Source organism: Humibacter antri (genome assembly GCF_054777235.1).
Window position 1 is genome coordinate 113,188 of record NZ_BAAHAW010000042.1, and the last position, 14,107, is coordinate 127,294.

General features: G+C 68.7%; 13 protein-coding genes. 4 read left to right on the plus strand and 9 right to left on the minus strand.

Annotated elements, in window-relative coordinates:
* Positions 1–31: 31 nt before the first annotated feature.
* The 3 genes from ACYVDK_RS15970 to ligD all read left to right on the plus strand — a co-directional run bounded on the left by ACYVDK_RS15970 (position 32) and on the right by ligD (position 4,382).
* Positions 32–2,224 (plus strand): APC family permease, encoded by a 2,193-nt coding sequence (locus ACYVDK_RS15970; protein ID WP_460523535.1) that lies wholly within the window; start codon positions 32–34, stop codon positions 2,222–2,224.
* 217 nt (positions 2,225–2,441) lie between these two features.
* Positions 2,442–2,867, plus strand: a complete 426-nt coding sequence (locus tag ACYVDK_RS15975; RefSeq protein ID WP_460523536.1) for a hypothetical protein — start codon at positions 2,442–2,444, stop codon at positions 2,865–2,867.
* Positions 2,868–3,146: 279 nt separating this feature from the next.
* Positions 3,147–4,382 (plus strand): DNA polymerase domain-containing protein, encoded by a 1,236-nt coding sequence (gene ligD, locus ACYVDK_RS15980; protein ID WP_460523538.1) that lies wholly within the window; start codon positions 3,147–3,149, stop codon positions 4,380–4,382.
* Here the strand turns inward: ligD and ACYVDK_RS15985 are convergent.
* Positions 4,366–5,439, minus strand: coding sequence for an NAD(P)-binding domain-containing protein (locus tag ACYVDK_RS15985; RefSeq protein ID WP_460523540.1), 1,074 nt, complete (start codon positions 5,437–5,439; stop codon positions 4,366–4,368). The genes ligD and ACYVDK_RS15985 overlap by 17 nt on opposite strands.
* Before the next feature lie 146 nt (positions 5,440–5,585).
* Between ACYVDK_RS15985 and ACYVDK_RS15990 the strand changes: the two genes are divergently transcribed.
* Complete coding sequence (locus ACYVDK_RS15990) at positions 5,586–5,789, plus strand: DUF3073 domain-containing protein (RefSeq protein WP_460523542.1); 204 nt, start codon at positions 5,586–5,588, stop codon at positions 5,787–5,789.
* A 176-nt stretch (positions 5,790–5,965) separates the two neighbouring features.
* Here the strand turns inward: ACYVDK_RS15990 and ACYVDK_RS15995 are convergent, their stop codons facing one another.
* The 8 genes from ACYVDK_RS15995 to pdxR all read right to left on the minus strand — a co-directional run bounded on the left by ACYVDK_RS15995 (position 5,966) and on the right by pdxR (position 14,061).
* On the minus strand, positions 5,966–6,580 hold the full coding sequence (locus ACYVDK_RS15995; RefSeq protein WP_460523544.1) for a response regulator transcription factor: 615 nt from the start codon (positions 6,578–6,580) through the stop codon (positions 5,966–5,968).
* Positions 6,577–7,821: a sensor histidine kinase gene (locus ACYVDK_RS16000; RefSeq protein ID WP_460523546.1), complete on the minus strand. Its 1,245-nt coding sequence runs from the start codon at positions 7,819–7,821 to the stop codon at positions 6,577–6,579. Before ACYVDK_RS16000 ends, ACYVDK_RS15995 begins: the two co-directional genes overlap by 4 nt.
* Before the next feature lie 23 nt (positions 7,822–7,844).
* Entirely contained in the window at positions 7,845–8,588 is a 744-nt protein-coding gene (locus tag ACYVDK_RS16005) for an ABC transporter permease (RefSeq protein WP_460523548.1), read from the minus strand.
* Entirely contained in the window at positions 8,585–9,658 is a 1,074-nt protein-coding gene (locus ACYVDK_RS16010) for an ABC transporter ATP-binding protein (RefSeq protein ID WP_460523550.1), read from the minus strand. Before ACYVDK_RS16010 ends, ACYVDK_RS16005 begins: the two co-directional genes overlap by 4 nt.
* A gap of 293 nt (positions 9,659–9,951) precedes the next feature.
* Entirely contained in the window at positions 9,952–10,725 is a 774-nt protein-coding gene (locus ACYVDK_RS16015) for a class I SAM-dependent methyltransferase (RefSeq protein ID WP_460523552.1), read from the minus strand.
* A 56-nt stretch (positions 10,726–10,781) separates the two neighbouring features.
* Complete coding sequence (locus tag ACYVDK_RS16020; RefSeq protein ID WP_460523554.1) at positions 10,782–11,105, minus strand: YciI family protein; 324 nt, start codon at positions 11,103–11,105, stop codon at positions 10,782–10,784.
* An 89-nt stretch (positions 11,106–11,194) separates the two neighbouring features.
* A complete protein-coding gene (purM, locus tag ACYVDK_RS16025; protein ID WP_460523557.1) occupies positions 11,195–12,304 on the minus strand; it encodes a phosphoribosylformylglycinamidine cyclo-ligase in 1,110 nt (369 codons plus the stop codon).
* Between the two features lie 176 nt (positions 12,305–12,480).
* On the minus strand, positions 12,481–14,061 hold the full coding sequence (gene pdxR / locus ACYVDK_RS16030; protein WP_460523559.1) for a MocR-like pyridoxine biosynthesis transcription factor PdxR: 1,581 nt from the start codon (positions 14,059–14,061) through the stop codon (positions 12,481–12,483).
* Between the last annotated feature and the right edge of the window lie 46 nt (positions 14,062–14,107).

Sequence of the window (14,107 nt, forward strand, 5' to 3'; positions counted from 1 at the left end):
AGCCATTAGGCAGGTAGTAGTGTCGTCCCTCGTGACAAATGAGGGGAAGGTCCCCGGGCTCGATGGTCGCACTGCAAAACGGTGGCTGATCGGGGATCCACTACCCAGCGAGAAGCTCGAGGGGCAGCTCCTCCCCAAGCATCTGGCACTGCCCATCTTCGCGAGCGACGCGCTCTCGTCTGTGGCGTACGCGCCGCAGGAGCTCTTGATGGTGCTCCTCGTGGGCGGCGTCGCGTTCCTCGCCTATTCCCCTTGGATCGCTCTCGCCGTCATCGTGCTGATGCTCACTGTGGTCACCTCGTACCGACAACTCGTGAAGGCCTACCCGTCGGGCGGCGGCGACTACGAGGTCGCGCACAAGAACCTCGGCGAGAAGGCCGGCCTCGTCGTGGCATCCGCCCTGCTCGTCGACTACGTGATGACCGTCGCGGTCTCGGTGGCCAGCGGCGTCGACAACATCATCTCCGCAGTTCCGGGTTTGAGCGGCTTCCGTGTCGAGCTGGCCGTCGCGTTCGTCGTGCTCATCGCAGGCATGAACCTGCGCGGCGTTCGCGAGGCGAGCAAGGCCTTCTCGATCCCGACCTACGTCTTCATCGGCTCGATCGGCGTGATGATCGTGACCGCGCTCATCCGCACCGCCCTTGGCGTCGCGCCGGTCGCAGAGTCCGCACAATATGGCGTGAAGGCAGAAGGTCTCGCCCAGGCCGCGCTCGTGCTGCTGCTCCTGCGCGCCTTCTCGAGCGGATGCTCCGCCCTCACCGGTGTCGAGGCCGTCGCCAACGGCGTGCAGGCATTCCGTACCCCGAAGATCCGCAACGCTCGTACCACGCTGCTCCTGATGGGCGGCATCGCGATCTTCCTGTTCGCAGGATTGATGGCCATCGCCCTGATCAGCGGTGTGCACTATGCCGAGAATCCGTGCGATCTCATCGGATGGAAGCAGTGTGCGACCCAGCCGCAGCGCTCGTTGATCGCGCAACTGGCGTCCGCGACCTTCGGCAACGATTCGATCCCGTTCTTCATCGTGCAGGCGGCCACCGCGGTCGTGTTGCTGCTGGCGGCCAACACCGCGTTCAACGGATTCCCGCTGCTGGGCTCCGTGCTCGCCCGCGACTCGTACGCCCCCAAGGCGCTCTCCACACGTGGTGACCGCCTGGTGTTCTCGAACGGCGTGATCGCGCTGGCGCTGGCGGCGATCCTGCTGCTGGTCATCTATCAGGCGAACCTGACCAACCTGATCCAGCTGTACATCATCGGGGTGTTCGTCTCGTTCACGCTCGGCCAGTCCGGAATGGTCAAGCACTGGATCACGCTGCTGCGCGACAGGGAGGCGCGACGGCAGGCGAAGGACAGAACCACGATCATCCGCAGCATGTCGATCAATGCGTTCGGCGCGCTTCTCACCTTCAGCGTTCTGGTGGTCGTCACCATCACGAAGTTCACGCACGGCGCGTGGCTGGTGTTCATCATGATGCCGGTGCTGTTCCTGCTTATGCTCGGCGTGAACCGCTACTACCGCGACGTGGCCAAGGAGGTCGAGGTCGACCCGACCACCACGTTCGGCTCCCGCGGAGACCACGCGATCGTGCTGGTCGGCAAAATGCAGAAGCCTGTGCTGAAGGCGCTCGACTACGCGATCGCGGCGCGACATCAATCGATCGAGGCTGTGCACCTGTCGGTCGACGAGGAGTCCACGGAGCTGCTGCAGCAGCAGTGGCACGACATGAGCATCCATGTGCCTCTGACCGTCATCGAGTCGCCGTACCGCGACTTCGGCATCCCTCTGATGAAGTACATCAAGCAGCGGCGAGAGGAGCACGGCTCCGAGGTGACGACGGTGTACCTGCCGCAATACATCGTGGGGCACTGGTGGGAGGGCCTGCTGCACAACCACCGCGCCCGCCGCATCTCGAAGCAGCTCATGATGATCCACGGCGTCACGATCGCGCTCGTGCCCTGGCTGCTCGACTCGTCCGAGCTCATCTACGGTCGCCGCTCGCGCCCGCTGCCCGGCCAGGACCGCCGAGGCGAACCGATCCGCGCGATCCCGCGCCGTCCTCTCGCGCCCGCCGCGCCGACCGCGGCAGGACGCGGCAATCGGGATGCCTCCGCGCCGCCGGCCGATGGTTCCGCAACCGGATCTGCGACGACCCGCGAGGCGGGCGAGAAGCCCGGCGACCGATCGGACGACCCGCACAAGCCCACACCCGCCAGCCGCCGCTGAGCCGCACCCGAGCGCTCGAGACTCGGTTTCACCGACAGAAGTGGCGCTTCGTCGCGCTTTGGACGACCCTTTCTGCAGGCGAAACAGGAAGTCGGGCGTGTCGGTGGCGGGAGTGAGGGGATGTCATCCGGGAGTGAGGCGGATGTCGTTCCGCGGTCGCACGAGCTCACTCCGGCGGGCGACGCGGAGCCCTGGGCCCGCTCGCCAGAGTGGAGGCATGCAGAAATCGCACCGCAAACTCACCGCCACGATCGCCGTCACCCTCGCCATGCTGGCCACCACCTCGCTCGCGGGCTGCAGCGCGTGGGCCGGCTCTCGACAGGGCTACCTCGTGTTCGACAACAAGGGGGAGGCGGTCAGCCAAGGCGGAAAGGATGTTCCGGCCTGGCTTCCCGACGACGCTACCGGCATCACCCTCGACTACCCGGCCGGCAGCAACGGCTACCTCATGAAGTTCGCGTCGACGACCGGTGTGCCGGTCTCTGCAACCTGTATCGCCGGGCCGGCGGACCAGCCCCTGAAGCCCACGATCTCGGCGGACTGGTGGCCGAAGCAGCCACTGACGACGGATCGCCGCGTGTGCGGCACCATGCAGGTCGCGCGGGTCGGTACCGAGTGGTACGCCTGGGCTACGAGAAGCTGACGATCGGGCTGCCGACCCGAGGACTTCCTGTCCGGGGACTTCCTGTCCGAGATTGTCGTTCCGCCGCGTGGAGAGCGACAATCCCGGACAGGATTGTTCCGCCGCGCTATCGACGATTGAGGTGAGAGCCACACGAGCCTTGCTCGCGCGGCCGAACCGATTGAGTCTTTGAGCGGCGCAGCCGCGATACAGACGATTGAGGTGAAAGCCACACGAGCCTTGCTCGTGTGGCCGAACCGATTGAGTCTTTGAGCGGCGCAGCCGCGATACCGTGACGGAATGAGCCCGTCGTCGGCGTCCGAGGCCTTCATCGAGGTCGACGGGGAGACCGTGCGCATCTCGCATCCTGACAAGGTCGTGTTCCGTGAGCCGGGACTGACCAAGCTCGACCTCGCTCAGTACTACATGACAGTCGCCGAAGGTGCTCTGCGCGGCGCCGGCGACCGTCCGATGGTGCTCAAGCGGTACGTGAAGGGGCTCTCCCAGGAGCCGTTCTTCCAGAAGCGGGTGCCCCGCGAGCATCCGCCGTTCATCGACACCGCGACACTGCACTACGCGAGCGGTACCTCGGTCGAGGAGACCGTCGTGCGGGATGCCGCGGGACTGGCCTGGGTGTCGAACCTCGGCTGCCTCGACCTGAACCCGCACGCCGTGCGCGCCGAGGATCTCGATCATCCGGACGAGCTCAGGGTCGACCTCGATCCGATGCCCGGCGTGGACTGGTCGCAGATCGTCGACGTGGCGTTCGTGGCCAGAGAGGTGCTCGACGACATCGGACTCGTCGGCTGGCCGAAGACGAGTGGATCGCGTGGCCTGCACATTCTCGTGCGCATCGCGCCGCAGTGGGACTTCGCGGCCGTGCGGCTCGCGGCCGAGACGCTCGCCCGCGAGGTCGAGAACCGGGCGCCCGGCCTCGCCAGCGCCCACTGGTGGAAGGAGGAGCGCGGCGAGAGCGTCTTCGTCGACTTCAACCAGAACGCGAAGGACCGCACAGTGGCATCCGCGTACTCGGTGCGCGCGTTGCCGGATGCGCGTGTCTCCACTCCGCTGGACTGGGACGAGGTGCGCTCGTGTCGGCCGGAGGAGTTCACGGTGCCCACCGTGCTGCACAGGTTCGCCGAGCGCGGCGACGCGCACACCGGAATCGATGACGCGGCCGGATCGCTCGACGGGCTGCTCGCGCTCGCGGTGCGACTCGGGCCCGCGGAGAAGCCACCGCGATCCGGCGACGGCGCCGGCCGCCGGATCTCTGCGATGCCACTGGTCGAGATCGCACGCACGAAGACGAAGCCGGAGGCGATGGCCGCCCTCGCGCAGTGGAAAGCCGAGCATGCGGATGCCGCCGCGTACCTGCATCCTGCCGACGAGCTCGTGGACGGGATGCGCGGGTCGAGCTCGCTGTGGTACCGCGTGCGGATCAACCTGCAGAACGTGCCCGAGGCGGAACGGCCCGAGCAGGGCCCGCTCCTGGCGGACTACGACCCGTGGTCGAAACCGCTCAAAGCAGAGCCATGATCTGCCGGGCGATGACCCGGCCGGAACGGTTGGCTCCGATCGTGGAGGCGTACGGGCCGTACCCGGCGAGAAAGATGCGGGCATCCGTCCACACCTGACCTGACTCGACCTGGTAACCGCCCTGCTTCTCGCGAAGCTTGAGCGGGGCGAGGTGACGCAGTTCCGGACGGAACCCGGTGGCCCAGATGATGGCATCCGCGGGCGTGAACGAACCGTCGGCCCAGCGCACCCCGTCGGACTCGAGCGCCACGAACATCGGACGCTCTTTGAGGATTCCGCGCGAGATGCCGGCGGCGACCTTGCGTGTGAGGGGCACCCCTGTGGAGCTCACGACGCTGGGCAGCGCGCGGCCGGCCCGTGCTGCGGCGTCCGCGTCGCGAACGGCCGCGACGCCGCCCTCGATGGTGCGCACATGGTCGGTGCTGAAGTCGATCGGACGGCGGGATGCCCACGACACGGTCGCGGCGACATCCTCGAGTTCCAGAAGGAATCCGACCGCGCTCGTGCCGCCGCCGACCACGACGACGTCCTGCCCGCGGAACTCCTCTGCCGACACATAGCCGTTCGTGTGTACATGCCGCCCGCGGAATGCCTTCGTTCCGGGATAGTACGGCACGAACGGCGAGCCCCAGGTTCCCGACGCGTTGACGAGCACCTGGGTCGCTGTCTCGCCCTCGGTGTGCTGCACCACGAGGTCGGCCCCCCTGTTCACGATCGCCGTCGCCGCTACGGGCCGGTGCACCTTCAGGCCGAAGTGATCCTCGTACCGCCGGTAGTAGCCGCCGACGATGTCCTTGGCCGGCAGCGTGCGGTCCGCGGTCTCGAAACTGAGGCCCAGTTCGGCCATGCCGGGCAGGTCGTTGACCTTGTGGGCGCTGCCGAGGCGCAGGGCATCCCACCGGAACTGCCACGCACCGCCGGTGCCAGGTCCGCGGTCGAACACGACGAAGTCGATGTCGGGTTCGAGCTGGAATCGCCGCAGGTAATAAGCCACCGCGAGACCGGCCTGACCCGCTCCGATGATCGTCACCTGAGTGCGGGCGGGGACTGGGGACACGCTATATACCATCACGTACGACTGGGAACGTGGAACCGGGCTGATCAGGGGTCGCATGCTAAACTTGCCGCTAGTTTTCGTATCCGCATCCAAAGTCCCGAGAGAGCGTTCATCGCCCCGGGCCTGTCATCGTGAGGGGGTCTCGCATGGGGCGCGGCCGTCAGAAGGCAAAGCACACGAAGATCGCTCGTGAGCTGAAGTCATACAGCCCTACCGTCGACTACGGCAAGCTGGAGCAGGAGCTCACGGGTCACCCGCATGACGACGAGCGCTACGCCGCGTGGGCCGACTACGAGTCCGACGGGCAGCGCGACGACGACTACGAGCACCAGGAGCGTTCGGCGGGCTGAGCCGCACGCACGGCACCGCGCATCCCTTCGGGGGTGCGCGTTTTGCGTATGTCTGCCGGCCCTGCGTTCGCAACTCCTGCAACTCCACGCATCGTGGCGTCGCTGTAGCGAGATCTCGCGAGCACACGGGAGCCTGCCCGCGGTTCCGCAGGAGTTATGAACGGGGGGTCGTCGCGCTACAGCCAGCCGTTGGCGGATGCCTGTGCCGCGGCATCCGCTCGGTTGCGGGCGCCCGTCTTGCCGATCGCCGCAGACAGGTGGTTGCGCACCGTGCCCTCCGACAGGTGCAGGTCTCGTGCGATCTCGTTCACGGTTCCTCCGCGAGCGGCGACCCGCAACACCTCGGTCTCGCGTTGCGTGAGCGGCGAGACACCGGATGCCAGCGATTCCGCCGCCAGCGCCGGATCCACCACCCGCAGGCCCTGCGCAACGCGCCGCACGGCGTCTGCCAGCTGCGCCGCCGGGGTGTCCTTCACGACGAACCCGCTCGCACCTGCCTCCATCGCGCGGCGCAGGTATCCCGGTCGCCCGAACGTCGTCACGATCAGCGACCGGCACGCGGGCAGGCGTCGGTGCAGCAGTTCGGCCGCGGCGAGACCGTCGAGCCCGGGCATCTCCACGTCGAGCAGGGCGACCTGTGCGCCGGAGTCGCGGGCGGCATCCAGCACCTCGTCGCCGCGACCCACCTGGGCCACGACCTCGAGATCGGGTTCGAGGTCGAGCAGGGCGGCGAGCGCTCCGCGCACGAGCGCCTGATCGTCGGCCAGCAGCAACCGGATCGGATCGGTCACACCGCACCCCCTGTGACGCTCGCCGCCCGCACAGCGACAATGGTCCCGCCATCGTCGCCCGGCCCGATCGTGACCGACGCGCTCACCTTGGCGGCTCGCTCGCGCATGCCCTCGAGGCCATGGCCGTCACCCCCCGAAGTCGGCACGGCCCCGGCGGATGCCGTCACGGGCATCCCGCGCCCGTCGTCTCCGATGATGATCGCCCTCTTCTCCAGCGCGACCCAGCAGTTCTTCGCCTTCGCGTGCCGCACCACGTTGGTCACCGACTCGCGCAGCACCCAGGCGAACGTCTCCCGCAGCTCGGGCGAGACGACATCCGTGGATGCCGGCAGGTGCGGCACCACGTCGGCCGCGACGAGAGCCGCGTGCGCGGCCGACAGCTCGGTGTCGAGCGTCATCGCCCGGTAACCGGCGACGGATGCCCGCAGGTCGGCCAGTGCCGCCCGCGAGAGCCGCTCGATGTCGTTCAGTTCCGCCTCCGCACGTGCCGGATCCCTCGCCAGCAGCTTGCGCGCCAGCTCGCTCTTCACCGTGACCACCGTGAGCGAGTGGCCGAGCACGTCGTGCATGTCCCGCGCGAACCGCTCCCGCTCGTCGACGACGGCGAGTCTCGCGATCTCGCCCTGAGCGTCCCGCAGCCGGGCGATCGTGCGGATCTGCTGCCCGAACGTGAGCATCATGATGGAGATGGACGCCGTGAGCGCCGCTGAGTACCACATCTGCAGAAACGTGCCGGTCGCCCAGAGCACGATGAGCTGTGCGACGACGACGGTGACGATGGTGACGACGATGAACCCGGTGCGGAGCCAGCTCATCGCCGCCATGATCGGCACGTACATCCAGAGCCAGATCGTGTAGATCCCGTAGAGCGGGAATGCGAGGCAGGTGATGAGGAAGAAGCCGCCGTATGCGACTGCGGCCAGCGGCCATGGGCGGTTCCACACCAGCGGTGGAAGCGCGACGTAGAGCGCGCCGATCACGACGACGAGGATCGTCATCAAGGTGGCGGGCAGCGGGCCGCTCCCGGACGCCCAGGCCAGGACGACCGGGATGACCAGGTAGATCAGGCCCCAGAGCGAGCCGAAGCGCCACTTGCGGGCGCCGGGGCTGAACGAGCGGGCGCGGGCATCCTGCCAGAACCCGGTCCCGGTCCCGACGCCCGGAACGGCCCGGACGCCCTGAGGCGCCGGGCCGCCCTGGCCGGCCGACGAGGCCCCGGCCGGGTCGCCCTGAGTGGTCACGTGCTTCAGCGTAGGCGCCGCGGTCACTGCCGTGCCGCGTCGCGCCGGTAACGCCAGACGATGAGGGCGCCGAGCACGAGAGTCCAGCCGAGCAGCACCAGAATCGGCTCGAGCACGTCGCCGGAGAGGTGAGCCCCCATCTGACCGAGACGGTTCAGCCAGTACGAGGGAACGACCTGCGCGATGTTCGTCATCCAGGACGGCAGCACCGACAGCGGAACCCACAGGCCGCCCAGGATGGCCATGCCGAGGAAGATCACCATGAACAGCGGCTGCGCGTAGGTCGGCTTCGCGAACTGGCCGATCAGCACCGAGATGAACGCGAACGGGATGACGCCGAGCCAGAGTCCGAGCGCGGCCATCGACCAGGCGCCGAACGTCAGCGTCGTGTGGAAGACGCAGACCGAGATGACGATGAGCGCGATGATGCTGACCAGGGCGACCAGGAGTGCCGCCGCGACCTTGGAGATCATGTAGCCCATGCCGTTGAGCGCGGTGATGCGCAGCTGCCGGTTCCAGCCGACGTTCCGTTCGGTCACGATCGTGAACGCCTGGCCGAGCGCAGCCATCATGCCGCCGTAGCCCGCCATCTGCACGGTGGTGACGGCGATCCAGGGAAGCCCTGTGACGGGGTCGAACGCGCCCTTCGAGCCGTAGATGCCGCCGAACAGCAGCATCATCACGAGCGGAACGGCGAACGTGAAGACCAGCGAGCGCACATTCTTCAGCTGGCGGGCGGACTCGAGTCCGAGGTACGCGATGCTCATGAGCGGTCTCCGATCAAAGTGGTGTCGCGGGATTCGCCCGCTGCGGAAGTCTCCGATGACCGCGGATTGTGCATGGCCTGTTCTGAGCGTGCCGAAGGATCGAGACCCGATCTCGCCCGACCGGTTTCGACAGGCTCAACCGGCGGCTGCGCCGCATCGGCGGCGGTCAGCGCGAGGAACGCGTCGTCCATGGAGTGCGCCGTCACCTCGATGTCGTGCACGTCGTGGTGGTTCGAGAGCAGGGTGCGCAGGGCGGCGTCAGAGTCGTCGCTCACCAGCGTCAGCACGTCGGCGCGGCGCTCGACGCTGCGCACGCCGGGCAGTTCGTACAGCTCTGCCTCGACCGCAGGCGTCCAGTCGAAGTCGAAGGATGCCCGGATGCGCCGGCCCCCCACCACCGCCTTGACCTCGCCGGGCGTGCCGTCGGCGACCACGCGCCCGCCGGCCATCATCACGATGCGGTCGGCGTAGGCATCCGCCTCGTCGAGGTAATGCGTGGCGAAGACGACCGTGCGGCCGGCATCCGTGAACTCGCGCATCGACTGCCAGAACATGCGGCGTGCCTCGACGTCCATCGCGGCCGTCGGCTCATCGAGGAACATGAGGTCGGGGTTGGAGACGATCGCGACCGCGAACCGGGCCCGCTGCATCTGGCCGCCCGAGAGCTTGCTCACCTTCTGCTTGGCGATCTCGGTGCACTTGGCCCGCTCGAGCGCTTCGGCGACGGACATCGGATGCCGATGCGCGGCCGCGATCAGCCGCACGGCCTGCGACACGGTCAGATCGGGCAGCAGCGCGCCGCCCTGCAGCATCGCGCCGACGCGTCCGGCTGCGATGGCCGCACGAGGGTCGCCGTCGAAGAGCGCCGCGGCGCCGGCATTGGGAGAGGCGAGGCCGAGCGCGAGGTCGATGGTGGTCGACTTGCCCGCGCCGTTCGGCCCGAGCAAGGCGACTACCTCGCCCTGCTGGATCGTGAGGTCGATTCCGTCGACCGCGGTGATGGACCCGAACGTCTTGCGCAGGCCCGTCAGCCGAATGGCCGGGGGCACAGTGTCTGGTGTTGTGTTCACGCTCCCCATAGAACCGGCTCGCGGATGCTTGTGCCTCGGCCGTGCATCACGTCAAGCCCGTGACATTTGTCACACCTCACCGCCGGTCGAGCTCGGCGCCCCGCGCCGGTGGCTCGACGCGCCGCACACTGGCGTTCGGAGAGGCGGCAGGGAGCAGTGGCCCACGCGCCTCCGGCCGATGAGACTACGGCTGTGCGCCGAGTGGCACCCACTGTCGGCGCACAGCGCTAGTCTCGACGCGGCCGACGGCCGGGGAGCTCCCGGAGCTCGCGCCACGCACCACGCACCACGCACTACGCGGGCCGACGCGCGTCGAGCAGGATGCGGCTGCTGTGGCACACGAACGCGCCGTCGCACTGGATGATGTCGTGGATGTCGTGCAGACGGTCCCGGTACTTCTCCACGGTGAAGCCGGGGACCGTCCAGATCACCTTGCGTAAGAAATGCACCACGGCGGCCACGTCGCAGAACTCGATGCGTGTGCGCTCCTGAAGCAACTCGACCACGTCGAGTCCCGCGTCGACGGTCTGCGCGCGCAGCTTCTCCAGGCGCGGCACCGGGTCCACCGGCTGCGCGCCGAGCAAGAACTCGTACAACTCCACGTTGGACCGTTCGCCGATCTGCTGAGACAGGTAAGTGCCGCCGGGCTCGAGCACGCGCCGCACCTCCGCGAGATTCTCCCGCCCCGGCACCGGATGCCTGCTAACGACGAGCGAGAAGCTCTCGTCGGGCGACGGCAGCGGGGCATCCTCGTCCGACGGCGTCACCGTGCCGCCGAACGGTGCGAGGACGTTCCGTGCCAGCGGCACGTTGGGCGGCCATCCCTCGGTCGCCGAAACGCGCGATGGCCTCGGATGCGCCCGGCGGAGAATCTCGGCGAACACCTCGCCACCACCCGTCTGCACATCGAGCACGCTCGCCGCGGCGCTCGCGCGAACGGATGCCCGCCTCGCGTAACCCCAGCTCGGTCGTTCTTCCGTGGCGCGTCCATCGAACCACGAGAAGTCCCACCCCTCGGTGGGCACAGCCTCGCCCTCCGCAACGAGAGCATCGAATGTCGCATGCACGAGACAGGAGTCTGCCAGGCCGGGCCGTTCAGCGACAGGAGCGGACAGCGACGCTCTCAGCGAGGCGCGAACATGTTCGCCCAGGCACGTGTACGTACATCGAGCGCATAGCCGGCACGCACGAACGGGTCGCCATCGACGAAGCGGCGTGCTGCATCCGGAGAGCGGAGCACAACCATGGTCTCCAGATGCTCGGCCGGTTCGAGGAAGGCACCGGCCATCAGCAGGTCGCCGGCCTCGTGCAAGCGCTCCGACGATTCCAGGTGTTCGGCGAGCAGCCCCGGCTCCCGAGCCTGAACCTCCTCGAGCGAGGCGAACGCGATGGTCAGCTGCACGACCGTGTACGCCTTGGCGGATCCTGCGGCGGAGTTCTCACTCATGTCGCCATGATCGCGCTTCGCTCAGGCATCTGCATCATCGAGAGGGACGGGTGCTCAGCACCCTCGGCGCGGCGTCGTGCGCAGAGCGCTCAGCTCGCGAACTCGCCCACAAGACGCACCGCGCCGCCGTCGACACCCTTCGCGCCCTGTTCGTAGCCGGTGAGGTCGCGTTCGGCGGTGGACACCACCCCGACCTGCCAGGCCGGGATGCCGTCTACCGCGAGGGTCGAGACGACCGCCGGCGCGGCATCCGCTTCGACGACCGCGAAGAAGCCGACGCCCAGGTTCCAGGTGCCTTCGGCGCTCTGCAGGGTCGTGCCTGCGAGCTCGCTCAACACCCGGAACACCGGCGAAGGAGACCACGTCGAGCGGTCCACGTCTGCCCACGACCCACGAGGCAGAACACGCGCCAGGTTCGCTGCGATGCCGCCGCCCGTCACGTGCGAGAGTGCGTGCACCGACGCGCCGCCCGGCGAGGCGAGCACGCGCAGCAACGGCGCGGTGTACAGCCGCGTCGGCTCGAGCAGCACCTCACCGACGACTCCGCCGAAGTCATCGAGCCGGTCGGTGAAGGCGATGTCGCGCTTCGCGAGGATGTGCCTCACCAGCGAGTAGCCATTCGAGTGGAGCCCCGAGCTGCCGAGAGCGAGGACCACGTCGCCGTTCCGCACCTTCTCCGGGCCGAGGAAGGCATCCGCCTCCACGACGCCCGTCGCGGCGCCCGCCACGTCGTAGTCATCCGGCCCGAGTAGGCCAGGATGCTCGGCGGTCTCGCCGCCGACGAGTGCTGTACGCGTCTCGGAGCAGGCGGCGGCGATGCCGCGCACGATGTCGGCGATTCGCTCGGGAACGACCCTGCCGCAGGCGATGTAGTCGGTCATGAACAGGGGTCGCGCGCCCACCACCACGATGTCGTCGACCACCATGCCCACCAGGTCCTGCCCGATGGTGTCGTGCTTGTCGAGCGCCTGCGCGATGGCCACCTTGGTACCGACGCCGTCGGTGGAGGTGGCCAGCAGGGGACGTCGATAGCCGCGCAGGACGGATGCATCGAACAAGCCGGCGAAACCGCCGACGCCGCCCAGCACCTCCGGTCCGTGCGTCTTCGCGACAGCGGACTTCATGAGCTCGACCGCGAGGTCGCCGGCGGCGGTGTCGACACCGGCTTCGCGGTAGGTGCTGGTGGAGTTCTCGGTCACACTCCAAGACTAGGCGTGCACGGGCTTTGAGCCTTGCTCACGCCGGATGTGCGCTCCTGCGGAGATCCGCTCGACACGCCGCCGGACGGCAGCGACAGGCCGCCACAGAGCCCGATTCTCCGGACGAGCGCACGGTTGGCGGGGGCGAGCCGCTGCGGGAGAACCGTGCTGGTCCGTCAGGGGCGAGCCGCCGCGACGGCCGCGAGCGCAGCCTCCACCGCCTGCTCGAACAGGTGCGGCGGCGGAGCGCCGAAACCGACGACCATCGCGGGAGGGCGGCGTTCGGCGTCCCCTGCGGCGGGTGCGCCTCGGTCATGACGGTCGGCGGCGGGCACGCGATAGGTCTGCAGCCCGGCAAGCGCCAGGCCGACGGCATCCGCACGCCGAGTCACCCCCGACTCCCGGATGCCGTCGGGCAGCTCGAGCAGGCAGTGCAGGCCCGCGGGCATGCCTGTGATGTCGGCTGCGGGCATCCGTTCGGCGACGACCTGCTCCAGGTACTGCCGACGCCGACGGTAGCGTGCGCGCGCACCGCGCACGACGCTGTCGTACTCGCCCCTGTCGAGGAATTCGGCGAGCGCGAGTTGAATGAGAGCCCCTGGTTTGGCGCCGTCGAGGCGACGCTCCTCGGCGACTGCCTCGATCAGCGCATCAGGGAGCACGCACCAGCCGAGGCCGACGCCGGGGCCGAGCGCCTTGCTCGCGGTGCCGACGTAGACGACCCGATCGGGCGAGAGCGACTGGAGCGCCCCGACCGCGCGCCGATCGAAGCGGAATTCGCCGTCGTAGTCGTCCTCGATCACGACGCCACCTGTGCGCTCAGCCCACTGCACGACAGCTGTCCGGCGCGCGGGGCTCAGCGCGACGCCGGTCGGAAACTGATGCGCAGGAGTGAGCAGCACGGCATCCGCATGCAGCGCATCGAGCCGCTCGACCTCTGCTCCGAAGTCGTCGACGGGCAGCGGCACGGTCTGCAGACCGAGTGCGGCCAGGATGTCGCGGTGCGGCTGGTGCCCGTACTCCTCCACGGCGATGCGACGCGCTCCGCGTGTCACGAGCGCACGCCCGACGAGCCGCACCGCGTGCCCTGCTCCGTGTGTCACGTGCACCGTCGCCGGGTCTGCCACAACACCCCGTGCGCGTCCTAGGTAGATCGCGAGCGCGTGGCGAAGGGGCTCGAGGCCTGCCGGGTCGCCGTAGCCGAATGCGGAGACCGGCGCCGCGCCGACAGCGCGGCGCATCGCAGAAGCCCATTCGACTCGCGGAAAGGTGGAGGTATCAGGGATGCCGGCGCGCAGGTCGAACCGGGGGCCCGCGCCGGACGCGACACCGGCCCGGCCGCCCGTATCGGCACGCCCTGCACCCGCGCGACGGGCATCCCCCGCGCCTGCAGGCGTCGCGGGAGCCGTTCCGACACGGCCTGGCGTCGGCGCACCGCCGGTGGTCGCACCGGTCGCGCGCGCCACCCACGTTCCGGCGCCGGTACGCGCCTCGAGCCATCCCTCGCCCACGAGTCGGCCGTACACCTCGACGACGCTATTGCGAGCGATTCCGAGGTCTCGGGCGAGACTGCGTGTGGCGGGCATCCGTGTGCCAGAGGCGAGGCGTCCATCGCGGATCATCTCCCGCATCGCGGCCTCGAGCGAGTCCGTCTTGCGACGCGGATCGACCGCCAGGTGCAGGTCGAGGCCCACGGCGGATGAGCGGGTGGCGGACGCGTCCGCGGGTGCATCTGAGAGCGTATTGGCCCAAGACACCGTCATGAGAATGGACTGTATCAGCGCGCCAATTGCGTCGTACGGT